This is a genomic window from Streptomyces sp. CAI-85 (assembly GCF_013363615.1).
GTDB classification, from domain to species: domain Bacteria; phylum Actinomycetota; class Actinomycetes; order Streptomycetales; family Streptomycetaceae; genus Streptomyces; species Streptomyces antibioticus_B.
This window is the reverse complement of record NZ_JAANNX010000050.1, coordinates 17092-38735: the sequence shown is the minus strand read 5'-3', so window position 1 is coordinate 38735 and position 21644 is coordinate 17092. Positions and strand designations below refer to the sequence as shown.

The following is a 21644-nucleotide window of genomic DNA, read 5'->3' as shown; positions in this document are numbered from 1 at the left end:
CCGCAAGCACGGCCTGACGATCATCTCCATCGAGGACCTGATCGCCTACCGCCGCGACGCCGAGCCGACCGTCCGCCGCGAGGCCGAGACCCGGCTGCCCACCGTCCACGGCACCTTCACCGCCTACGGCTACCGCTCCACCGTCGACGGCGTCGAGCACGTCGCCCTGGTCCACGGCGAGATCGGCGACGGCGAGGACGTCCTCGTCCGGCTCCACTCCGAATGCCTCACCGGCGACATCTTCGCCTCCCAGCGCTGCGACTGCGGCCCCCAGCTCGACGCGTCCCTGGAGCGCATCCAGCGCGAGGGCCGGGGCGTCGTCGTCTATCTGCGCGGACACGAGGGCCGCGGCATCGGACTGCTGTCCAAGCTGCGCGCCTACGAACTCCAGGAACAGGGCCACGACACCCTGGACGCCAACCTGGAGCTGGGCCTGCCCGCCGACGCCCGCGACTACGGCGCCGGCGCGCGGATCCTCGCCGACCTGGGCGTGCGCAGCGTCCGCCTGCTGACCAACAACCCCGAGAAGAGCGAGGCGCTCGTCCGGCACGGCATCGAGGTCGCCGCCCGCGAACCGATGCCCGTCCAGGCCGGCGAGCACAACATCCGCTACCTGCGCACCAAGCGGGACCGGATGGGCCACGACCTGCCCTGGCTGGACGCGGCCCCCGTGTCCCCCTGCGGCAACCAGTAAGACCGAAGAACAGCACCGAGGAGAGACGTGAGCGGCAAGGGCGCACCGGAACTGTCCGTACGCAATGTGGGTGACCTGCGGGTCGCCGTCATCGCGGCCCAGTGGCACGAGAAGGTGATGGACGGACTGGTCGACGGCGCCCTGCGCGCCCTGCACGACCTCGGCATCGACGAGCCGACCCTGCTCCGGGTCCCCGGAAGCTGGGAACTGCCGGTCGTCGCCAAGGCGCTGGCCGGCCGCGGCTACGACGCGATCGTCGCCCTCGGGGTCGTCATCCGCGGCGGCACCCCCCACTTCGAGTACGTGTGCCAGGGCGTCACCCAGGGCCTCACCCAGGTCTCCGTCGACACCGGCGTCCCCGTCAGCAACGGCGTCCTCACCTGCGACACCGAGGAGCAGGCCCTCGACCGGGCCGGTCTGGAGGACTCCAACGAGGACAAGGGACACGAGGCGGTGACGGCGGCGGTGGCGACCGCGGCCACCCTGCGTTCAGTATCCGAACCCTGGCACTGACGGGCCGGCCCGAGCGCGTAGGGTGGGCAGCACCATGTCCAAGAAGACGTTCGAGGAGCTCTTCACCGAGCTCCAGCAGAAGGCCGCCAGTGGCGATCCCGCCACCTCCCGCACCGCAGAACTGGTCGAGAAGGGCGTCCATGCCATCGGCAAGAAGGTCGTCGAAGAGGCCGCCGAGGTATGGATGGCCGCCGAGTACGAGGGCAAGGAAGCAGCCGCCGAGGAGATCTCGCAACTGCTCTACCACGTCCAGGTGATGATGGTCGCCCGCGGAATCTCACTGGACGACGTGTACGCCCACCTGTAGAACCACTTCTGTCACAGACCGCCCCTTTTTCACGTTTCACGCGAAGGAAGCCGACCTCATGCTGCGCATCGCCGTCCCCAACAAGGGTTCCCTGTCCGGCCCTGCGGCGGAGATGCTGCATGAGGCCGGCTACCAGCAGCGCCGCGAGTCCAAGGAACTGCGCATCGTCGACCCGGAGAACGAGGTCGAGTTCTTCTACCTCCGCCCCCGCGACATCGCGATCTACGTCTCCTCCGGCCGCCTCGACATCGGCGTCACCGGCCGCGACCTGCTCATCGACTCCGGCGCCGACGCCGAGGAGATCCTCCCGCTCGGCTTCGCCCGCTCCACCTTCCGCTTCGCCGCCAAGCCCGGCACGGCCGCCTCCGCCGAGGACCTCAAGGGCCGCACCGTCGCGACCTCCTACGAGGGCATCGTCGCCAAGCACCTCGCCGAGCAGGGCGTCGACGCCTCCGTCGTCCACCTGGACGGCGCCGTCGAGACCGCCATCGAACTGGGCGTCGCCGAGGTCATCGCCGACGTCGTCGAGACCGGCACCTCCCTGCGCAACGCCGGCCTGGAGGTCTTCGGCGACCCCATCATGAAGTCCGAGGCCATCGTGATCCGCCGCACCGGCGCCGAGCCCGACGACGTCACCGAACCCAAGGTCCAGCAGTTCCTGCGCCGCCTCCAGGGCGTCCTGGTCGCCCGGACCTACGTGATGATGGACTACGACTGCCGGGTCGAACAGCTCGAGAAGGCCGTCGCCCTCACCCCCGGCCTGGAGTCCCCGACCGTCTCCCCGCTGCACAACGAGGGCTGGGTCGCCGTCCGCGCCATGGTCCCCTCCAAGGAGGCCCAGCGCATCATGGACGACCTCTACGACATCGGCGCCCGGGCCATCCTGACCACGGCCATCCACGCCTGCCGCCTCTGAGAACCCCGGAACCATGTCAGACCTGTCCGACCTGCCCACGCTCCCCGTCACCTTCCGGCCGGGCCGCACCCGCGCGGTGCTGCTCTCGGCCGGAGTGGTGATCTTCCTCGTCATCTCCGCCGTCGCCCTGCTCCTGGAGCAGCTCGGCCCGGGCGAGAAGCTCAGCTTCGTCCTCACCGGCGCCCTGATCTTCTGGGTGCTGGCCCGGTTCGCCCGGGTCAGCGTCCGCGCCGACGACTCCGGCGTCACCGTCGTGAACATCGCGGGACGGCGGCGCCTGGACTGGGCGGAGATCCTCCGGGTGAACCTCCGTACGGGCGACGCCTGGGTCTTCCTCGACCTCAGCGACGGCACCAGCCTGGCCGCGCTCGGCATCCAGCCCGGCATCGACAGGAAGCAGGCCATCGCCGACGCCCGCGCCCTGCGCGCCCTCGTCGAGGCCCGCTCGATCCACGACCCCGAGAGCGCCCCCGGCCCGGATCAGGGCCGGCCGGAGCAAGATCAGGGCTGACTCGGGGACGGCCACCCTGCCGTTCATGCCCCTGTCTTGATTAATCTGGTGACGGAGGCGTTCCCCTTCCCGCCTCCACCCCTGTCGCGCCCAGCCGGGCGCACGGGGGTTCCTGCTACCCGAGGAGTGACCCTCTCCGGCGATGGACGGTTCGTCCTGTAGTACCTGCGCCGCCCCCTTCCCTGCGGAGGCGGCGGCATCATGACCATCCCCCTGCTGCTCCTGGCAGCCGCGTTCCTGCTCATCCTGGCCAACGGCTTCTTCGTGGCCGCCGAGTTCGGCCTCGTCACGGTCGACCGCCCGGACGCCGAGAAGGCCGCCGCCGAAGGCGACCGCCGCGCCCGTACGGTCGTGGAGTCGCTGAAGGAGCTGTCCTTCCAGCTCTCCGGCACCCAGCTCGGCATCACCATCACCTCCCTGGTCGTCGGCATGCTCGCCGAACCCGCCCTCGCCGCATTGCTGCGCGGCCCGTTCACGGCCGTCGGCATCCCCGAGGGGGCCGTCGGCGGTGTCGCCGTGGTCGTCGGCATGCTGCTCGCCTCCGCCGTCCAGATGGTGGTCGGCGAACTGGTGCCGAAGAACTGGGCGGTGTCCAGGCCCCTCCAGGTCGCCCGGTTCGTGGCCGGTCCGCAGCACGCCTTCTCCCGTCTGTTCCGGCCGGTCATCGCCGCCCTGAACACGGTCGCCAACCGGCTGGTGCGCGCCCTGGGCGTGGAGCCCACCGAGGAGCTGGCGTCCGCCCGAACCCCCGGTGAACTCGTCTCCCTGGCCCGCCATTCGGCCCAGGCCGGCGCCCTCGAACAGGACACGGCCGATCTCTTCGTCCGCACCCTGTCCCTGGCCGAGCTGACCGCGCAGCACGTCATGACCCCGCGTGTGAAGGTCAGCGCCCTCCAGGCGTCGGCCACCGCCGAGGACGTGGTCAACCTGACCCGCGCCACCGGCCTGTCCCGCTTCCCCGTCTACCGCGACAAGATCGACGAGATCATCGGCATGGCCCATCTCAAGGACGCCCTCGCGGTCCCGGTCCACGACCGGCTGCGCACCCCCGTCTCCCGGATCGCCCGCCCCGCCCTCCAGGTCCCCGAGACCCTGCCGGTCCAGCCCCTGCTGTCCCGGCTGCGCAGCGAGCAGCCCATCGCCGTCGTCGTCGACGAGTACGGCGGTACGGCCGGGGTGGTCACCCTGGAGGACATCGTCGAGGAGATCGTCGGCGAGGTCCGCGACGAGCACGACGGCCAGGACATCCCCGAACTGGCCGCCGCCCCGCCCGAGGAGGGCCGCCCCGCCTGGGACGTCGACGGCAGTTGCCGCGTCGACACCCTCCAGCGGATAGGACTGCACGTCCCCGAGGGCCCCTACGAGACGGTCGCCGGCCTCGTCGCCGACCTGCTCGGCCGGATCCCGGCCGTCGGCGACCGTGCCGAACTGCCCGGCTGGCGGCTCTCGGTGCGCCGGGTCGGCCACTACCGGGCGGAGCGGATCCGCCTGGTGCGGACCGGCGCGGTCGTGGAGGTCGCCCGATGAGCCTCCTCCAACTGGTCTTCGCCGGCCTGCTCGTCCTCGCCAACGGCTTCTTCGTCGGCGCCGAGTTCGCGCTCGTCTCCGTCCGCCGCAGCCAGATCGAACCGCTGGGCACCGTGCGGGCCCGTCAGGTCCTGCACGGTCTGGAGCGGCTGCCGCAGATGATGGCCGCCGCCCAGTTCGGCATCACCGTCTGTTCCCTCACCCTGGGCGCGGTCGCCGAACCGACGGTGGCGCATCTGCTGGAGCCGGTCTTCGAGTCGATGCACATCCCGCACGGCATGGTCCATCCGCTGGGCTATGTCATCGCGCTCGCCGCCGTGGTCTTCTTCCATCTCGTGATCGGCGAGATGGTCCCGAAGAACCTCGCCATGGCGGCCCCGGAGAAGGCCGCGCTGTGGCTCGGCCCCGGTCTGGTCGCCTTCGCCCGGCTCTGCCGGCCGATCACCGTCGCGCTCGGCGCCTGCGCCGGGGCCATCCTGCGGCTCTTCCACGTCGAGCCGAAGGACGAGGTGGAGGCCGTCGTCACCAGCGAGCAGCTCAACCGTCTGCTGGAGGACTCCGGACAGGCCGGCCTCCTCGGCCCCGAGGAGCAGGAGCGCCTGGAGGACGCGCTGGAACTGGGCTCACGCCCGGTGACGGACGTCCTGCTGCGGAGGGAGTCGCTGGTGACCGTCGGCCCGTCGGTCACCCCGGGCGAGATCGTGGAGCTGACCGCCCGCACCGGCTACTCCCGGTTCCCGATCGCCGCGGAGACCGGCGCCTTCATGGGCTATCTCCATGTGAAGGACGTCCTCGACCTGGAGGACTCCGAGCGGGCGGTGCCGCAGCAGGTGTGGCGTCCGATGACCACCCTGCGCCCGGAACTCCCGCTGGACGACGCGCTCACGGTGATGCGCCGGGCGGCGACCCATCTGGCGCAGGTCGCGGACGCCTCCGGCCGGGTGCTGGGGCTGGTCGCCCTGGAGGACGTCCTGGAGCTGCTGGTCGGGGAGGTCACCGACCCGGCGCACCGGGCGGTCCCGGAGGTCCGGATGAGGGAACCGAGAGCCACGGGCACCCCGGAACAGGCCCTGGCCACCTGAGCCGTCGCGGGCGGGCGGAGACCCTCCGCCCGCCCGCGACGGCCGGGTGTCTCACCCCGTCGTCTCACCTCGCCCGTCTCACATGGGCGACGGGTCCTGGGGTCCCCGACCCGACAGCACCTCGCCGTACGCCTGCATCAGGTCCGGCAGCCGCAGCGTCGCCAGATCGTCCCTGGTGAGCGTCCCCGGATAGGTCGACAGCCGCAGATCGCGGTAGGCGCAGCTCTTCTCGTACAGGGTGCGCAGGAACCGTCCGTTGCCCAGCTCGTCGATCCACCCCTGGTCCACCACATGCCCGGCGATCGAGCGCAGCTCGTCGAGCGCCTCCTCGTCCCACACGTCGCCGTTCTCCGCGGCCAGCACCTCGCCGATGGAGGTGAGTTCCAGCGGACGGTACGAGGGGAAGTCGACGCGCGTCGTGAAGCGCGAGGAGAGCCCGGGGTTCGCGGCCAGCAGCCGGTCCATGCCCTCCGGATAGCCGGCCAGGATCACCACCAGGTGGTCCCGGTTGTCCTCGGCCCGCTTCAGCAGCACCTGCAACGCCTCGTCGCCGTACGCGTCGCCCTTGCCGTAGCCGGAGTTGGACAGCGAGTACGCCTCGTCGACGAAGAGGACGCCGCCGAGGGCCGAGTCGATGAGTTCATTGGCCTTGACCGCCGTCTGGCCGAGGTACTCGCCGACCAGGTCGGCCCGCTGGGCCTCCACCAGATGGTCGCCGCCGAGGAGGCCGAGGGCGTAGAAGACCCGGCCCAGGATGCGGGCCACCGTGGTCTTGCCGGTGCCGGACGGACCGGAGAAGACGAAGTGCCGTTTGGGCGGCTGGACCGGAAGGCCCTGCCCGGCCCGCAGCCGGGCCATGTTCAACTGTGCCGACAGGGCCTTGACCTGGCGTTTCACCGGTTCCAGACCCACCATGCGCTCCAGCTCGGCGAGCGCCTCCTCGAGTAAGACGGGGTCGGTCGGACCGGCGGGCAGCGACGAGGGCACGAGCGGCTTCTCGCGCACCACCGGGTCGGACACCGACGGCAGCGGGCCGACCGGCGGCAGATCGGCCGGCTCGGTCAGCTTCAGCTCCCTGCCCTCGGTGCCGAACAGCGGATCGAAGCCGTCCGGCCCGTCCACGCTGTCCTGTCCGATCCCGGCGAGCGTGATCGCCGCGAGGTCGGCGTGATCGTCGTACCCGTCGCCCTCGGCGATCGCGGCCAGCCGGGCCGAGGTGTCCATGAAGGCGGGGTCCACGCGGTGCACCGCCCGGTACAGCGGCAGCGCGGCCGCCGAACGGCCGGTGCCCTCATGGGCGCGGGCCAGCCAGTAGCGCAGTTCCTTGCGCTGCGGCTGCTCGCTGCGGCAGCGCATCAGGGCCGTCGACAGCATCGGCTCGGCCTGCCCGTACATCTCCAGCCGGACCCGGGCCATCCCGCCGAACAGACCGGCCTCGATGCCCAGCAGCGCGTCGCCGAGCAGCGGGTCGGTGTGCCGGACCAACTGCTCCCAGTCCTTGACCAGATACGCCCGGCAGGCGTGCAGGAAGCGGACCTGGTGATCGGTGTCCACGGGTGGCAGCCCGGCCAACGCCCGGTCCAGCTCGGGCACATGGCGGCCGTCCAGCCAGTGCGAGGCGTGCGCCAGCAGCAGATCGCGCGGGCTCTCCAGCACGGGCTGCACCCACCAGCCCAGCCAGTACCAGGAGTTGAGCGGCCGCCGGTGCCGGGCGCGCTGTTCGCCGAAGCGTTCGCGGTGCCGGAACATCCGCAGCAGCGCGGTCGTCGTGTCCACCCGCAGGGCGTGCAGCCCGAGCCAGCCGTCGGCCATCCCGGGATCGATCCGCACCGCGGTGCGGAACTCCTCCTCGGCCTGTGGATACGCGCCCATGGTGTAGGCGTCCACGCCTCGGAGCCAGGCGAGGTCGGCCGGTGCCTCGGGGCCTCGCGTGCCGAAGTCCATCACGTCCCCCACGAACCGTGCCCCCGTCGGTCGCCCGGCGGGCCACTGGCCGCCGGCTGTCCTAGGTCGAACCGCTGTGCCGCTGACCGGAGTTGCAAGGTGCGCGCAGCAGTTCTCACAGGTCGCACCGAGGGCATCGTACCTGCGGGAAGGTGCCCGCCGAAGGGTGCCGGACAGGTCGTTCGACGAGGTGGGAGCACACGGGGCGCACACGGGAACGGTGACCCAGGGTGAGCGGATCGGCGCGCGCGGCGGCCGGGAGACGGGCCCCGGGCAGAACGAAGCCCCCGATCACGGGGGAACAACCGGGGGCTTCGCGACTGAGGGCGGCTGCGATGTGCCGCACATTGGAAACGTAAGTCCTGTACGGGCCCTCGGTCAAGCACAGTTGAGGCAGTTGGCGAAGTTCGAGCGCAGGCGCCTTCACAGGTTCACCACATTGCGGGTGGTCCTTCACGGTGGGTGACGATCCACCGGGTGCCGGAGTCTCCCGAGCGCCCCGCCAGCACCTCGTACCCCGTCCCCAACTGCCGTACCAGGAAGTCGGCGTACGGTTTTGACGGGTCCTCGTCGAAGTGGTTCTCCTCGGCTCGGACCCACCCGTCCCAGAACGCCCGCTGCTCCTCGCCGTCCCGTGCCCGACCGCGCGCCCAGGCCGTCTCGCGCGGCAGATCGAGCCACAGCAGACCCGCCAGGAACGGCCGCAGCGCCCGGCGTCCGGCACCGACGCCCTCGATCAGCACGACGGGGTCCGGGGGCAGCGCGCGGGGCGGTCCGAAGCGGCGCTCGCGCCAGTCGTAGGGCGCGGGGTGCGCGGTGGCGCCCCGGCCGAAGGGCTCGATCACCTCGGCGAACAGCCGGCCGGTCCAGCCGAACAGCTCGTCGTGGCTGGCGACGTCGTCGAGATGCAGCACCGGCGCCCCGCCGAGGGCCTCGGCCAGCCGCCCGGCGAACGTGGACTTCCCCGACCCGGCATACCCGTCGACCCCGACCAGCCGCACGGGCCCACAGGACGGGGGGAGCCGGCGGATCCAGGAGACGAGCGGGTCGATGACGGGTCCAAGGGTCGGCGGAGGGTGCGTGCCAGCTTATGCGGGCCGACCGATCAATGTCGTTCCGGCCAGGTGCATCCCCTCAGGGGCGCGGGGAACTGCGCGACCGGCCACGACGGCGCGGCAGACACGACACGACGTCCCACCCCACCCCCCGGATGCTGGCGATGCCCGACCCGCACGTCCATAGTGGCCGGTGGTCGGACAGCCGACACAGTCACCCGCCGAACCCTCAGGGGGCACCGCCATGCACATGCCGGAACAGCCGTCCCGCCGAACCCTCCTCGGCGCCGCGCTCGCCGGCACGGTCACCGCCACGGTGACCGGCAGCACGGCCGCACCCGCCACCGCGGCCGGCGCCGCCCCCGCCCGCCCGATCGACACCCGTTCCTGGCTCACGCACGGCGACTGGAGCACCGGAACCGCCCGCGGCACCCGCGCCGTCGCGGGCGTCCGGCCGGGGCTGGTCCTCGACGCCCCGCTCGGCACCCTCGACCACACCGACCCGCACACGTCGAGGACCGCGACCTGGGAGTACGCGACCTGGACGTCCCCCGTCCACCGGTTCGCCGTCCCCGCCACCGAGGCCATCGCCTTCTGGAACGCGAGCACCCCGGCCGGCACCTGGCTCCAGATCGAGCTGAAGGCCGGCTACTCCGACGGCACGGACACCCCCTGGTACGTGATGGGCCGCTGGGCCGCCGGCGACCAGGACATCAAGCGGACCTCCGTCGACGGCCAGCGCGACGGCCGCAGCACGGTCTGGACGGACACCCTCGCTCTCGACGACGCCTCGAAGGGCCCGCTCCTGGTGTCGTACCGACTGCGGCTGACCCTGCACCGCCGCCCCGGCACCGCGCTCACCCCGACCGTGTGGCGGGCCGGCGTCACCGGCTCGGACATCCCGGACCGCTTCACCGTCCCCGCCTCGGTGCCCGGCCTCGCGCGGGAGCTGGCGGTGCCGCGCTACTCGCAGGAGATCCACAAGGGCCGCTATCCCGAGTACGACAACGGGGGCGAGGCGTGGTGCAGCCCCACCTCCTCGCAGATGATCGTCGAGTACTGGGGCGGCCGGCTCACCCCCGCGCAACTGGCGTGGGTCGACCCGTCCTACTCCGACCCGCAGGTGTGCCACGCGGCCCGCCACACCTACGACCACCAGTACGGCGGCTGCGGCAACTGGCCGTTCAACGCGGCCTACGCGGCCACCTTCAAGGACCTCCAGGGCGTGGTGACCCGGCTCGCCTCCCTCACCGAACTGGAGACCCTGATCGCCGCCGGGATCCCCGCCATGACCTCGCAGTCCTTCCTCAAGGAGGAGCTGACCGGCGCGGGGTACGGCACGGCCGGGCACCTGATGACCGTGATCGGCTTCACCGCCGCCGGCGATGTGATCGCCAACGACCCCAACGCGGCGGACGACGCGGCGGTGCGGCGCGTGTACCGGCGGCGGGAGTTCGAGAACGTCTGGCTGCGCACCAAGCGGTACAACGCGAGCGGCGCGGTGGCCTCCGGGACCGGGGGAGTCTGCTACCTCTACTTCCCGGCCCGCCCGACGGCCCGGCAGCGCGCGGCGCTGGCCGCGGTGGGCGTGAGCGCCTGAACCGCGTGCGGGGGTGCGGCGTGTGAGCAAGCTCTCGGCCGCAAAGCCCGTGAACGGTGGCAAGGTGGACAGACCGGAATCAGCCCGTCCTACCTCGGTGAGCCACCATGACCGCACACGCAGCCACCCCCGTCCGCACCCGCACCGGCGGCCCCGGTGACGACGGTCCGAAGGTCGTCGAGCACGTGATGGGCTGGGTCCTCGTCGTGGTCGTCGCGATGCTGGTGACCCAGCTCGGGCTGCTCTGACGGGCGATCGCACCCCTGCCGTCCGCGGTATGACCGATGTGACCTGATGCCCGGTTCGACCTGACATACTGACGTCGTCCCACCGACCGTTGGAGACCGGGTCGACAGTGAAAATCAGCCAACAGCGCGACGCCGCACGGCCCCGGGCGCGCGGAACCGAGCGTTCGCTCGCGCGCCGTGCCGAACTCATCGCCATCGGGCGCAGGTTGTTCGCCGACACGTCCTACGACGCGCTCTCGATGGACGACATCGCGCGTCAGGCGCATGTCGCCAAGGGGCTGATCTACTACTACTTCCAGTCCAAGCGCGGCTATTACCTGGCGATCGTGCAGGACTCGGTCGCGGACCTGGTCTCCTTCGCCGCGAGCGGTGTCGACCTGTCCCCGGTGGACCGGGTGCAGCGCACGATCGACGGCTATCTGCGCTACGCCGAGCACAACCAGGCCGCCTTCCGCACGATCGTGAGCGGCGGCGTCGGCTTCGACACCGAGGTGCACGCCGTCCGGGACGGGGTGCGCGCGGCGATCGTGGCGACCATCGCCGAGGGCGCCTACGGGCGAGGCGACATCCCCGCACTGCCCAGGATGGGCCTGCTGGCCTGGGTGTGCAGCGTGGAGGGGGCCACCCTGGAGTGGATCGACCGTCCCGAACTCTCCCGCGCCGCCATGTGCGATCTGCTGGTGAAGACGCTGGGCGGCACCCTGCGCGCCATCGAGGAGATGGAGCCGGCCTTCACGGCCCCCGAGCCGGCCCGCCGGGAAGCCTGAGCACGGGACGCCTGGGCACGGCGTCCGAGTACGGCACTTGGGGCGGAAGCTCGTGGTCTCCCGCCCCAAGTGCCCCATGAGCCGGGCTACTTGATCGCTCGGATCAGCTCACCGTTCGCGGTGTCCCCGCTCAGCTCCCAGAAGAAGGTCCCGCCGAGGCCCTGGCGGTCCTTGTAGCGCATCTTGTCCTTGATGGTCCTCGGGGTGTCGTAACTCCACCATTCCTGGCCGCACTTGGCGTAGGCCGTGCCGCCGACGGTCCCGGTCGCCGGGCACTTCGCCTTGAGGACCTTGTAGTCCTCGCTGCCCGCCTCGTACGTGCCCGGTGCCGGCCCGGTGGCCGTCCCGCCCGGCTTCGCCTGGGTGACACCGGTCCAGCCGCGCCCGTAGAAGCCGATGCCCAGCAGCAGTTTGTGCGCGGGGATGCCCAGGCTCCTGAGCTTGGCGATCGTGGTCGCGCTGTCGTTGCCCTGCTGCGGGATGCCTCGGTAAGAGGTCAGCGGGGAGTGGGGCGCCGTCGGTCCGGTGGCCGCCCAGGTGCCGAAGTAGTCGTACGTCATGGGGTTGTACCAGTCGACGTACCGGGCGGCGCCCGCGTAGTCCGCCGCGTCGATCCGGCCGCCGGGGGAGGCGTCCGCGGTGATCGCGGCCGTCACCAGGTCCCGCTTCCCGAAGGCGGCGCGCACCGCCTTCATCAGGTCCCGGTAGGACTCCCGACCGCTGGTGTCGCAGGTCATGCCGCAGGCGTTGGGGTACTCCCAGTCGAGGTCGATGCCGTCGAAGACGTCCGCCCAGCGGGGGTCCTCGACCAGGTCGTGGCAGGACTTGGCGAAGGCCGCCGGGTCCTCGGCCGCCTGGCCGAAGCCGCCGGACCAACTCCAGCCGCCGAACGACCAGATGACCTTGAGATCCGGGTGCAGCCTCTTCAGCTTGCGGAGTTGGTTGAAGTTGCCGGCGAGCGGCTGGTCCGCGGTGTCGGCGACGCCGTCCACGGACTCCGCGGCACTGAACGGCTTGTCGGTGTCGGCCCAGGCGTCGCCGAGGGCGCACTTGCCGTCGGTGACGTTGCCGAAGGCGTAGTTGATGTGGGTGAGCCGGGCGGCGGAGCCGGAGGTCTCGATGTTCTTGACGAAGTACTGGCGGTCGTAGATGCCCCAGTCGGTGAAGTAGCCCACGACCTTGGACCGGTTGGCGTGGGACGTGCCGTGGGACGTGCCGTGCGCGGGCTCGTTCGCCGTGGCGGTGCCCGCACCGGCGAGCAGGGCCGCGCCGAGCGCGGCGCAGCAGGCGGCCGAGAGTAAGGCGCGCAGCCGGGTGCGGGGGCGGATCGGGGTGTGCATCGGGTGTCTCCTCGCAGGGGACAGGGAGGCGATCGCACGCCGATTGGCATGAACGCGGGGAGGCGTCGGTCCGAAACGGTAGGAGGACTAGACCACCCGGGTCAATGGTTCGGACCAATCCGGGGCCGGGCTCAGTGCGCGTCGCCCGCCAGCGGGTCCGCCGTTCCGCCGAACTGCCCCGGCCGCACCTGGGGTGCCACGAGCCGTACCCACTCCGGGTCGGGACGCCCGGGCAGGGTGCGGCCCCGTTCGGCCCAAGTGTGTTGGAGGGCGCGGTAGATGGGCGGGTCCTGGGGGACCGGCGGCGCCAGCGGAACCGATTCTGCGCGCGGCGCCTCCGGACGCGGCGCAGCCTCGGGGCGCGCTGCCTCCGGGCGGAGCGCCGCCTCCGGGCGCACGGGGACGAAGAGCTGCCGGTGCCGTGCCGCCGTCGCGGTGTACGTCGGGGTCATACCGGGGCAAACGCCGGTGCCCGACCGCAGGTCACGGCTCGGACCGTCGGAGGTGCGTTCGGGGTGTGGTGCGCAGGGCGTGTTGCGAAAGTCCCGCCGTTCGCCCGAAGCGCGGGCCGCCCGGACGGATCCGGGCGCACGTGTCCCGCACCACGGCGGCCTGCGGGCGGCCGGGGCGCGGGACGGCGGCGAAGTCGGGGTGGGCCGGCCTCAGGCGGCGTGGCGGCGCATCGCCGGTACGCGCATCGGGCGCGAGCCCGGGCCGCCGACGTGCGAGAAGGGCTGGGTGCGCCAGTCGAGTCCCTGAGGCAGTGTCAGCAGCACCGCGGTGGCCTGCTCCTGGGGTGCGACGGACTCGTCGGCGGGCCGGGCCTCGGCCGCGGTGCGCCCGGTGCCGGGGCAGACCGTGAGACCGAACGGGTTCCACGGCGAGGCGCACAGCGCGTGCTCCGGCAGGATCTCCTCGTCCGCCAGGAGCGCGATGGGCTGTGCGCAGTCCGGGCAGATCACCCGGTACATCTCGAAGCTGTCGTACGCGTCGAGTTCGTCGGCGTCGTACTCGGGTTCGACGCCCTCCGGCTCGGGCTCGACCACGGACATGTGCCGCTTGGGCGCGGTGCGACCAGGGCGCTTAAGACTCTGCATGGGTTTCTCCCCCTCGGGCTGGGCCGTTCGGGCACTGCGGCCTCGACCACAGCAAGCACTTCCCAGCCCGTCTCGGCGGTAATCGCGAGGACATCACGTACCTTCAACTAAGTCTGTGGCGTTCGTCACATGCCAACCGCAGATGCCCGGCGGCCGTCCGCCCTCGTCACATCACAAACCGGCTATGACCTGCGCTGCATAGGTATACGCGGAGATCGGCCGCACTGTAGGTTCATCCGTCATGGAGGAGCTGGACCGACAAATCGTGCAGCTGCTCGTCAAGGACGGGCGGATGAGTTACACCGATCTGGGCAAGGCCACGGGCCTGTCCACGTCGGCCGTGCACCAGCGGGTGCGCCGGCTGGAACAGCGCGGCGTCATCCGCGGCTACGCGGCCGTCGTCGACCCGGAGGCCGTCGGGCTGCCCCTGACCGCCTTCATCTCGGTGAAACCGTTCGACCCCAGCGCCCCCGACGACATCGCCGACCGGCTCGCCGGGGTGCCGGAGATCGAGGCGTGCCACAGCGTCGCCGGCGACGAGAACTACATCCTCAAGGTCCGGGTGGCCACCCCGCACGAGCTGGAGGAGCTGCTCGGCCGGCTGCGCGCCCTGGCGGGCGTGTCGACGCGTACGACGGTCGCGCTGTCCACGCCGTACGAGGCACGGCCGCCGCGCATCTGAGGGGGTCCGTGTGCCGGGCGGGCCCGGCGAGGCGCGAGACTGTCACCCATGAGTGAGCGCACGCCCGAGCCGAAGACCGTCCTGCTCCGCCGAGGAGAGGTCCACAGCCCCGCCGATCCCTTCGCGACCGCGATGGTCGTGGAGCGCGGCCAGGTCGCCTGGGTGGGCTCGGAGGGCGCCGCCGACGCCTTCGCGGACGGCGTCGACGAGGTGGTCGACCTGGACGGCGCCCTCGTCACCCCCGCGTTCACCGACGCCCATGTGCACACCACGTCGACCGGTCTCGCGCTGACCGGCCTCGACCTTTCCACGGCCCCGACCCTGGAGGCGGCCCTCGCCCTGGTCCGGGACTTCGCCGCCGCCCGGCCGCAGGACACGGTGCTGCTCGGGCACGGCTGGGACGCCTCCCGCTGGCCCGGCGGCCGCCCGCCGACCCGCGCCGAACTCGACACCGCCACCGGCGGCCGACCCCTGTACCTGTCCCGGATCGACGTGCACTCGGCGGTCGTCACCTCGGCCCTGCTGGAGCTGACCCCCGGGCTCGGCGCGCCCGACGGGCCGCTCACCGCCGACGCCCACCACGCCGTCCGCGCCGCCGCGTTCGCGGCCGTGACGCCGGCCCGCCGCGCCGAGGCCCAGCGCGCGGCCCTCGCGCACGCCGCGTCCCTCGGCATCGGCACCGTCCACGAGTGCGCGGGCCCCGAGATCTCCTCCGAGGACGACCTCGCGGACCTGCTGCGGATCGCCGCCGAGGAGCCGGGGCCGCGGGTCGTCGGCTACTGGGCCGAGCAGGGCGAGGCCGGGGTGGCCAAGGCCCGCGAACTGGGCGCGCTCGGCGCCGCCGGAGATCTGTTCGTGGACGGCGCCCTCGGCTCCCACACCGCCTGTCTGCACGCCCCCTACAGCGACGCCGCCCACACCGGCACCGCCTACCTGACCGCCGACGACGTGGCCGCCCATGTGGTGGCCTGCACCGAGGCCGGACTCCAGGCCGGCTTCCACGCCATCGGCGACGCCGCCGTGACCGCCGTCGTCGAGGGGGTGCGCGCCGCCGCCGAGAAGCTCGGCCTCGCGCGCGTGCGCGCCGCCCGGCACCGCGTCGAGCACGCCGAGATGCTCACCCGCGAGTCCATCGCGGCCTTCGCCGAACTCGGCCTGACCGCCTCCGTGCAGCCCGCCTTCGACGCCCTGTGGGGCGGCGAGGACGGCATGTACGCCCGGCGACTGGGCGTCGAGCGGGCCCGCACCCTGAACCCGTTCGCGGCCCTGCTGCGGGCCGGTGTCCCGCTCGCCTTCGGCTCCGACAGTCCCGTCACCCCGCTCGACCCCTGGGGCACGGTCCGCGCCGCCGCCTTCCACCGCAGCCCCGGCCACGGCGTCTCCGTCCGGGCCGCCTTCACCGCCCACACCCGTGGCGGCTGGCGGGCGGTCGGCCGCGACGACGCCGGTGTGCTGGTCCCGGGCGCCCCCGCCGACTACGCGGTCTGGCGCACCGACGAACTGGTGGTCCAGGCCCCCGACGACCGGGTCGCCCGCTGGTCCACCGACCCCCGCTCCGGCACCCCGGGCCTGCCCGACCTCACCCCGGGCCGTGACCTGCCGCTCTGTCTGCGCACGGTGGTCGGCGGACGGACCGTGTACGTACGGCCGGGCGAGTGACGGCCGGGCGTCCGGCACCGAAGATCACCCGTCCGCGCGCCGTCGTACGGTCCCTGCCGCGCCCCCCTGACCTGCGCGTTGTCGGAAGATCCGCAGGTCGCACGGCTGTTGACAGCCGATGGCGGGGGGCCGGTAGGTTCGGCCGGGTCCACCACCGGACGCCCCGCCGCGAAACGTCCGCGCACTCGTGGCGGCGCCGCTGGGTCAGGGACGGTGTGCCGCACCGGGGCACCGCCACTGGCAGCCAGGCTCAGCGTCAGCGCCGCAGCGAGGGAACGTTCCGTCCGGCCGGGGAGGTGTGACCCGGGTGGGGCCCGGGCGCTCAGTAGACAACGGCTTTCGGTCGACCCGCAGCCAGCGGGCCCCAGGTCGGCCCGAAGAGCGCCGGGCCCCCCGCCGCGGTGCGGGTGCGTACATACGAGCCCAAACCGACAGTCTTACCCCGCGCGCAGCGATTCGACACCACCGTACGAACGTCCCGCCACGTCTTCGCAGACGGCGGCCACTATGGTGGTTCCCTGCGTAAGGACACGAAGGGGCAGGCAGTGAACGACGGCGACGGGACCCTCGCGGCACAGGACCGGGGGAGGCGGTTCGGTCCGCTCGGCACCGCCTTGGTGATCATTCCGACCTACAACGAGGCGGAGAACATCAAGGGGATCGTCGGCCGGGTCCGCAAGGCCGTTCCCGAGGCCCATGTCCTGGTGGCCGACGACAATAGCCCCGACGGCACCGGCAAGCTCGCCGACGAACTGGCCGCCGGGGACGACCGGGTCCAGGTCCTGCACCGCAAGGGCAAGGAGGGCCTCGGCGCCGCCTACCTCGCCGGATTCCGCTGGGGCATGGAGCACGGCTACGGCGTCCTGATCGAGATGGACGCCGACGGCTCCCACCAGCCCGAGGAACTGCCCCGGCTGCTCACCGCCCTCAAGGGCGCCGACCTGGTCCTGGGCTCCCGCTGGGTGCCGGGCGGCCGGGTCGTGAACTGGCCCCGCTCCCGCGAGGTCATCTCCCGCGGCGGCAGCCTCTACTCCCGGCTCGCCCTCGATCTGCCGCTGCGCGACATCACCGGCGGCTACCGGGCGTTCCGCCGCGAGACCCTGGAGGGCCTCGGACTCGACGAGGTCGCCTCCCAGGGCTACTGCTTCCAGGTCGACCTGGCCCGCCGCGCCGTCAAGGCCGGCTACCACGTGGTGGAGGTCCCGATCACCTTTGTCGAGCGCGAGCACGGCGACTCCAAGATGAGCCGCGACATCCTCGTGGAGGCCCTCTGGAGGGTCACCGCGTGGGGCGTGGGGGAGCGGGTCGGCAAGATCACCGGGCGCGGCGGGCAGCCCCAGGCCCCGCACAAGAAGGACTGACCCCTTCCGCTGCCGCTTCCGGTGCTGATGCTCCCCTTACGCCGCTCTGAGCCGCGTCCAGGCACACTGGACGTATGACGACTGGCGCTCCGATCCCGACGTACCCGAACCCCGGTGCCTCCGGCGGTGCCACCGGCCCGGGCGCGCCCCGGCGCCGCCGCTCCAAGCTGCGCAGGTATCTGCCGCTGGGGCTCGCCGTGTGGCTGGTGCTGGAGATCTGGCTGCTGACACTGGTCGCCGGCCAGGCCGGCGGCCTCGCGGTCTTCCTGCTGCTGGTCGCCGGGGTCGTGCTCGGCTCGATGGTCATCAAGCGCGCGGGCCGCCGTGCCTTCCGCAATCTCAACGAGGCGCTCCAGCGCGGCTCGGCCCCCACCCGGGGCGGTGGCAACGGCCTGATGATGCTCGGCGGCCTGCTGCTGATCATCCCCGGCCTGATCTCCGACGCGATGGGCCTGCTGCTGCTCCTGCCGCCGGTCCAGAAGGCCGTCGGCTCCTACACCGAGCGCAAGCTGCTGTCCGCCGCGCGCGCCCCCGGTTCCCTGGGCGACGCCTACCAGCAGGTCCGAATCCACCGCCCCGACGGCAAGGTGGTCCAGGGCGAGGTCATCCGCGACGAGCCGTAGGCCCTGCGCCCGGCAGAACGGCCGGGCGAGCCGGGCGCACCAACGACCGCGGGCGCCGAACGTGTTTCACGTTCGGCGCCCGCGGTCGTTGGTATGTGTCGCTAGGTTCGCCGGCTTCCCGCTACGCAGACTTGCGGCTGTCGCGGGGATGCACCGCCAGGTTCATCGCCCCGGACCGCAGAACGGCCAGGCGCTCCTCGAGGACCTCTTCGAGTTCCTCTCGGGTGCGCCGCTCCATCAGCATGTCCCAATGCGTACGCGCGGGCTTGGCCTTCTTCTCCTCAGGGCCGTCGCCGTCCACGAGGAGCGCAGGGGCTCCGCAGACCTTGCACTCCCACTCCGGCGGGATCTCCGCCTCCACCGAGAAGGGCATCTCGAAGCGGTGCCCCTTCTCGCATGCGTACTCCACGGCCTGGCGCGGGGCCAGGTCGATGCCGCGGTCCGTCTCGTAGCTGGTCACCACGAGGCGCGTGCCGCGAAGAGCTCGCTCACTCATGAATCGTGCCTCCCGGGCTTGTCGCCCACAGGACAGGTGTCGCTGTCGTCGTCATCCGGTCAACGTCCGGTCGGCGGTAAAGATTCCCGTTCCGAGTCCCGTTCCGGGTCATGCGTCGCCGTCGTAGCCGCAGCCTTGTCAACCAGTGCAGTACCCACCGGCGCCCGGTTTGTCACATCTGAAAGGAGATGTCACCCAGCGTTTCGGCATCTTTGACGCGCAGTAACGGTACGCCTGGCAGGCCAAACGCGTACACTACCGCCCTTTCGCCTTGAGCGCTAAATCTTCTCGGGCACGGGATTGCCGGCCGCGTCGATCGCCCGCCGGACCGGCACCCGTGCCAGCAGCACGAAGCCGAGCACGAAGAAGGCCACCAGCGACAGGATCGCGTCCCGGTAGCTGCCGGTGAGCTGGTAGGTGATCCCGAACAGCAGCGGCCCCAGCCAGCTCATCCCGCGGTCGCTCAGCTCGTACGCGGAGAAGTACTCCGCCTCCTTGCCCGGCGGGACCAGATGGGAGAAGAGCGAGCGGGACAGGGCCTGGCTGCCGCCGAGGACCAGCCCGATCGCCGCCGCCAGCAGGAAGAAGCCGACCGGCGCGCCCTCGGGCAGGAAGTATCCGGCGCCCAGGGTGAGCGTCCAGGCGACCAGCGAGCCGAGGATCGTGCGCTTCGCGCCGTAGGTCCGGGCGAGCCGGCCCATGCCGAGGGCGCCGGCCACGGCCAGCACCTGGACCAGCAGGACCGCGCCGATCAGCGTGGACTGGCTCAGACCGAGTTCCTCCGAGCCGTAGACCGACGCCTGGGAGATCACGGTCTGGATGCCGTCGTTGTAGACGAGGTAGGCCAGCAGGAAGGCGAGGGTGAGGGGATGGCGGCGCATGTCCCGCAGGGTCGCCATGAGCTGGCGCAGCCCGGGAGCCGTCGGTGCCTCCCCCGCCGTCCCCGCCGCCTCCGTCGTCTCGCGCACGGCGGGCGGCCGGTCCCGCAGCCGCAGCAGCGGGATCAGCGTGAAGCCGCCCCACCACAGACCCGCCGAGGCCAGACAGATCCGTACCGCCATCGACTCCGAGACACCGAAGGAGTCGTGCGCGAGATACAGGACCAGGTTCACCACCAGGACCAGGGAGCCCGCCGCGTAGCCGAACGCCCAGCCGCGCGAGGAGACCGCGTCGCGCTCCTCGGGCGGCGCGATCTGCGGCAGATAGGAGTTGTAGAGCATCATCGCGACCGACTGCGCCGCGTTCGCCACGATCAGCAGCAGCCCGCCGAGCAGATAGCGGTCCCCGCCGAGGAAGAACATGGCCGTGGTCGCCGCGGCACCGGTGTACGCGGCCGCCGCCAGCAGCGGCTTCTTGCGGCCGGAGCGGTCGGCGGCCGCGCCCACCAGCGGCATCAGCAGCACGGCCACGACCACCGACAGGGACACCGCGTACGGGAAGAAGGACCCCGCCCGCACGGGTATGCCCAGCGGGTGCACATACCCCTCGGGGTCGGCCGCCGCCTTGGCCACCGAGGTCAGATAGGGGCCGAGGAACACGGTGAGCACGCTCGTCGAGTAGACGGAGCACGCCCAGTCGTAGAAGTACCAGCCGCGCTGTTCGCGCTGCCGGGCGGCTCTCGCGCCGCCGTCGTCGGACTCGTCGGCTGTCGCCGTCCGCACGGTGTCGGTACCCACCCGTGCCCCCCTCGCTCCCGCTCAAAAGCGCCGCGCGGGAGCGGCACGGGCCGTCAGACCCAGACGCCCCGGTCCTCCATGACCTCGCGCAACGTGTCGATGTGATCGGTCATGATGCCATCGACTCCCAGATCCAGGAGCCGGTGCATCCGCTCCGGTTCGTTGACCGTCCACACATGCACCTGGAGCCCGCGCGCGTGGGCGGCGCGGACGAAGCGGGAGTCCACCACCTGGATGCCCGACTGTGTCTCCGGCACCTGGGCGGCGACGGCCGACCGGCGCAGCGCCGCGGGCACCCCCCAGGACCGCAGCCGCAGACCGAGCACCCCGCGCGTGCCGTACGACGTCGCCAGACGCGGGCCGGCCAGCCGCTGGGCGCGCACCACACGGGCCTCGGAGAAGGAACCGACGCACACCCGGTCCCAGGCGTCGGCGCGCGCGATCAGGTTCAGCAGCGGGTGCAGGGCCGGTTCCGCCTTCACGTCGACGTTCCAGCGCACCTCGGGGAAGGTCTCGAGCAGCTCCTCGAAGAGCGGCACCGGCTCCTCGCCCCGCACACGCGCGTGCCGTACGTCCGCCCAGGGCAGATCGGCGATCCGGCCCGCGCCGTCGGTCACCCGGTCCAGCGTCGCGTCGTGGAAGGCGACCAGCTTGCCGTCCCGGGTGGTGTGCACGTCGGTCTCGATGTAGCGGTAGCCCGCCTCGACCGCGCGCCGGAACTGCGCCGTCGTGTTCTCCAGACCGTCGGCGGCACCGCCGCGGTGCGCGAACGCGAGGGGGCCCGGATGGTCGAGGTACGGGTGGCGTATGAGGGTCGTCACGGACGCAGTATCGCCCCACGGGGTGACCCGGTGGCAACGACCGCGCTGCCGCGCGATGCCGTCGGAACGGCGAACATCCGCAGGAAGAACTGCGCCAGCGGGCCGATCGACACCGCGTACAGCAGCGTCCCGATCCCGATCGTGCCGCCCAGCAGGAAGCCGGTGACGACGACCGCCACCTCCACCGCCGTACGCATCAGCCGGATCGAGCGGCCGGTGCGCCGGTGCAGCCCGGTCATCAGCCCGTCGCGCGGGCCCGGCCCGAAGGCGGCGGCGATGTACAGACCGGTGGCCGCCCCGTTGAGCACGACACCGGCCACCAGCAGCGGGACCCGGACGGCCAGGGAGTGCGCCTCGGGGAGCAGGGCCAGCGCGCCGTCCATCGCGAGGCCGACCACGAAGACGTTGGAGACCGTGCCCAGCCCCGGGCGCTGGCGCAGCGGGATCCACAGCAGCAGCACCGCCGCGCCCACCACGATCGAGACGGCCCCGATCGTCAGACCGGTCAGTTCGGCCAGCCCCTGGTGGAGCACGTTCCAGGGTTCGAGACCCAGCCCCGCTTCGACGAGCAGCGCCGAGCTGGCGCCGTAGAGCGCGAGTCCGGCGTAGAGCTGGACCAGCCGGCGTGAGAGACGTCCCCTGCCTGGCACGTGGTACCCCCCTGTGGTGGAAGTGGACTGACCCGTGACACTCTGTGGCGTGTACTGAATCCTCATCCATGGCCA

General features: G+C 72.1%; 23 protein-coding genes. 14 read left to right on the top strand and 9 right to left on the bottom strand.

The genetic code is table 11. The features are described 5' to 3' along the window. From ribA to G6W55_RS30245, 7 genes are all read left to right on the top strand, one after another. Positions 1-694, top strand: a 694-nt coding sequence (gene ribA / locus G6W55_RS30275) for a GTP cyclohydrolase II (protein WP_175523942.1), incomplete at its 5' end; no start/stop codon positions are given. A 27-nt stretch (positions 695-721) separates the two neighbouring features. Then, entirely contained in the window at positions 722-1207 is a 486-nt protein-coding gene (gene ribH / locus G6W55_RS30270) for a 6,7-dimethyl-8-ribityllumazine synthase (RefSeq protein ID WP_175523941.1), read from the top strand. 34 nt (positions 1208-1241) lie between these two features. Beyond that, positions 1242-1514, top strand: coding sequence for a phosphoribosyl-ATP diphosphatase (locus G6W55_RS30265; protein WP_085208505.1), 273 nt, complete (start codon positions 1242-1244; stop codon positions 1512-1514). 58 nt (positions 1515-1572) lie between these two features. Beyond that, positions 1573-2430: an ATP phosphoribosyltransferase gene (gene hisG / locus G6W55_RS30260; protein WP_175523940.1), complete on the top strand. Its 858-nt coding sequence runs from the start codon at positions 1573-1575 to the stop codon at positions 2428-2430. Positions 2431-2452: 22 nt separating this feature from the next. After that, positions 2453-2941, top strand: a complete 489-nt coding sequence (locus tag G6W55_RS30255) for a PH domain-containing protein (RefSeq protein WP_175523947.1) — start codon at positions 2453-2455, stop codon at positions 2939-2941. A gap of 201 nt (positions 2942-3142) precedes the next feature. Further along, positions 3143-4468 carry a hemolysin family protein gene (locus tag G6W55_RS30250; protein WP_175523939.1) on the top strand — a complete coding sequence of 442 codons (1326 nt, stop codon included), beginning with the start codon at positions 3143-3145 and terminating at the stop codon, positions 4466-4468. Further along, positions 4465-5550, top strand: a complete 1086-nt coding sequence (locus G6W55_RS30245) for a hemolysin family protein (protein ID WP_175523938.1) — start codon at positions 4465-4467, stop codon at positions 5548-5550. The genes G6W55_RS30250 and G6W55_RS30245 overlap by 4 nt, the downstream gene beginning before the upstream one ends. A 78-nt stretch (positions 5551-5628) precedes the next feature. On the opposite strand, the gene G6W55_RS30240 is transcribed toward G6W55_RS30245, so the two are convergent. Then, complete coding sequence (locus G6W55_RS30240; RefSeq protein WP_175523937.1) at positions 5629-7494, bottom strand: AAA family ATPase; 1866 nt, start codon at positions 7492-7494, stop codon at positions 5629-5631. Between the two features lie 431 nt (positions 7495-7925). After that, positions 7926-8546, bottom strand: a complete 621-nt coding sequence (locus G6W55_RS30235; RefSeq protein WP_175523946.1) for a uridine kinase — start codon at positions 8544-8546, stop codon at positions 7926-7928. Between the two features lie 247 nt (positions 8547-8793). Between G6W55_RS30235 and G6W55_RS30230 the strand changes: the two genes are divergently transcribed. The 3 genes from G6W55_RS30230 (at position 8794) to G6W55_RS30220 (ending at position 11164) form a co-directional block, all read left to right on the top strand. After that, positions 8794-10149 carry a peptidase C39 family protein gene (locus tag G6W55_RS30230; protein ID WP_175523936.1) on the top strand — a complete coding sequence of 452 codons (1356 nt, stop codon included), beginning with the start codon at positions 8794-8796 and terminating at the stop codon, positions 10147-10149. 107 nt (positions 10150-10256) lie between these two features. Next, positions 10257-10397, top strand: a complete 141-nt coding sequence (locus G6W55_RS30225) for an SCO1431 family membrane protein (RefSeq protein WP_107419043.1) — start codon at positions 10257-10259, stop codon at positions 10395-10397. 107 nt (positions 10398-10504) lie between these two features. After that, positions 10505-11164 carry a TetR/AcrR family transcriptional regulator gene (locus G6W55_RS30220; RefSeq protein ID WP_175523935.1) on the top strand — a complete coding sequence of 220 codons (660 nt, stop codon included), beginning with the start codon at positions 10505-10507 and terminating at the stop codon, positions 11162-11164. A gap of 86 nt (positions 11165-11250) precedes the next feature. Here the strand turns inward: G6W55_RS30220 and G6W55_RS30215 are convergent, their stop codons facing one another. The 3 genes from G6W55_RS30215 to G6W55_RS30205 form a co-directional block, all read right to left on the bottom strand. Beyond that, positions 11251-12504, bottom strand: coding sequence for a glycoside hydrolase family 18 protein (locus G6W55_RS30215; RefSeq protein WP_175523934.1), 1254 nt, complete (start codon positions 12502-12504; stop codon positions 11251-11253). Between the two features lie 131 nt (positions 12505-12635). Beyond that, positions 12636-12956, bottom strand: a complete 321-nt coding sequence (locus tag G6W55_RS38385) for a hypothetical protein (RefSeq protein ID WP_205073896.1) — start codon at positions 12954-12956, stop codon at positions 12636-12638. Positions 12957-13166: 210 nt separating this feature from the next. Further along, on the bottom strand, positions 13167-13601 hold the full coding sequence (locus G6W55_RS30205; protein WP_175523933.1) for a hypothetical protein: 435 nt from the start codon (positions 13599-13601) through the stop codon (positions 13167-13169). A 241-nt stretch (positions 13602-13842) separates the two neighbouring features. Between G6W55_RS30205 and G6W55_RS30200 the strand changes: the two genes are divergently transcribed. The 4 genes from G6W55_RS30200 (at position 13843) to fxsA (ending at position 17926) form a co-directional block, all read left to right on the top strand. Next, entirely contained in the window at positions 13843-14283 is a 441-nt protein-coding gene (locus G6W55_RS30200) for an Lrp/AsnC family transcriptional regulator (protein WP_030785712.1), read from the top strand. 48 nt (positions 14284-14331) lie between these two features. Further along, a complete protein-coding gene (locus tag G6W55_RS30195; protein ID WP_175523932.1) occupies positions 14332-15942 on the top strand; it encodes an amidohydrolase in 1611 nt (536 codons plus the stop codon). A 545-nt stretch (positions 15943-16487) separates the two neighbouring features. Beyond that, a complete protein-coding gene (locus G6W55_RS30190) occupies positions 16488-17303 on the top strand; it encodes a polyprenol monophosphomannose synthase (protein ID WP_030785708.1) in 816 nt (271 codons plus the stop codon). Between the two features lie 74 nt (positions 17304-17377). Continuing rightward, positions 17378-17926, top strand: a complete 549-nt coding sequence (gene fxsA, locus G6W55_RS30185; protein WP_175523931.1) for an FxsA family membrane protein — start codon at positions 17378-17380, stop codon at positions 17924-17926. 121 nt (positions 17927-18047) lie between these two features. On the opposite strand, the gene G6W55_RS30180 is transcribed toward fxsA, so the two are convergent. The 4 genes from G6W55_RS30180 to G6W55_RS30165 form a co-directional block, all read right to left on the bottom strand. After that, positions 18048-18422, bottom strand: coding sequence for an RNA polymerase-binding protein RbpA (locus G6W55_RS30180; protein ID WP_020128921.1), 375 nt, complete (start codon positions 18420-18422; stop codon positions 18048-18050). Between the two features lie 278 nt (positions 18423-18700). Beyond that, positions 18701-20098 (bottom strand): MFS transporter, encoded by a 1398-nt coding sequence (locus G6W55_RS30175; RefSeq protein ID WP_175523930.1) that lies wholly within the window; start codon positions 20096-20098, stop codon positions 18701-18703. A gap of 53 nt (positions 20099-20151) precedes the next feature. Then, complete coding sequence (locus G6W55_RS30170) at positions 20152-20919, bottom strand: glycerophosphodiester phosphodiesterase (RefSeq protein ID WP_175523929.1); 768 nt, start codon at positions 20917-20919, stop codon at positions 20152-20154. After that, entirely contained in the window at positions 20916-21635 is a 720-nt protein-coding gene (locus tag G6W55_RS30165) for a hypothetical protein (RefSeq protein WP_244369802.1), read from the bottom strand. The genes G6W55_RS30170 and G6W55_RS30165 overlap by 4 nt, the downstream gene beginning before the upstream one ends. Positions 21636-21644: the final 9 nt, after the last annotated feature.

What these genes read in the sequence shown, in the direction of transcription:
- G6W55_RS30265 (WP_085208505.1), top strand. Translation starts at nt 1,242, where the DNA reads ATGTCCAAGAAGACGTTCGAGGAGCTCTTCACCGAGCTCCAGCAGAAG.
- hisG (WP_175523940.1), top strand. Translation starts at nt 1,573, where the DNA reads ATGCTGCGCATCGCCGTCCCCAACAAGGGTTCCCTGTCCGGCCCTGCG.
- G6W55_RS30250 (WP_175523939.1), top strand. Translation starts at nt 3,143, where the DNA reads ATGACCATCCCCCTGCTGCTCCTGGCAGCCGCGTTCCTGCTCATCCTG.
- G6W55_RS30245 (WP_175523938.1), top strand. Translation starts at nt 4,465, where the DNA reads ATGAGCCTCCTCCAACTGGTCTTCGCCGGCCTGCTCGTCCTCGCCAAC.
- G6W55_RS30240 (WP_175523937.1), bottom strand. Translation starts at nt 7,494, where the DNA reads ATGGACTTCGGCACGCGAGGCCCCGAGGCACCGGCCGACCTCGCCTGG.
- G6W55_RS30230 (WP_175523936.1), top strand. Translation starts at nt 8,794, where the DNA reads ATGCACATGCCGGAACAGCCGTCCCGCCGAACCCTCCTCGGCGCCGCG.
- G6W55_RS30225 (WP_107419043.1), top strand. Translation starts at nt 10,257, where the DNA reads ATGACCGCACACGCAGCCACCCCCGTCCGCACCCGCACCGGCGGCCCC.
- G6W55_RS30215 (WP_175523934.1), bottom strand. Translation starts at nt 12,504, where the DNA reads ATGCACACCCCGATCCGCCCCCGCACCCGGCTGCGCGCCTTACTCTCG.
- G6W55_RS38385 (WP_205073896.1), bottom strand. Translation starts at nt 12,956, where the DNA reads ATGACCCCGACGTACACCGCGACGGCGGCACGGCACCGGCAGCTCTTC.
- G6W55_RS30205 (WP_175523933.1), bottom strand. Translation starts at nt 13,601, where the DNA reads ATGCAGAGTCTTAAGCGCCCTGGTCGCACCGCGCCCAAGCGGCACATG.
- G6W55_RS30200 (WP_030785712.1), top strand. Translation starts at nt 13,843, where the DNA reads ATGGAGGAGCTGGACCGACAAATCGTGCAGCTGCTCGTCAAGGACGGG.
- G6W55_RS30195 (WP_175523932.1), top strand. Translation starts at nt 14,332, where the DNA reads ATGAGTGAGCGCACGCCCGAGCCGAAGACCGTCCTGCTCCGCCGAGGA.
- fxsA (WP_175523931.1), top strand. Translation starts at nt 17,378, where the DNA reads ATGACGACTGGCGCTCCGATCCCGACGTACCCGAACCCCGGTGCCTCC.
- G6W55_RS30180 (WP_020128921.1), bottom strand. Translation starts at nt 18,422, where the DNA reads ATGAGTGAGCGAGCTCTTCGCGGCACGCGCCTCGTGGTGACCAGCTAC.
- G6W55_RS30165 (WP_244369802.1), bottom strand. Translation starts at nt 21,635, where the DNA reads ATGAGGATTCAGTACACGCCACAGAGTGTCACGGGTCAGTCCACTTCC.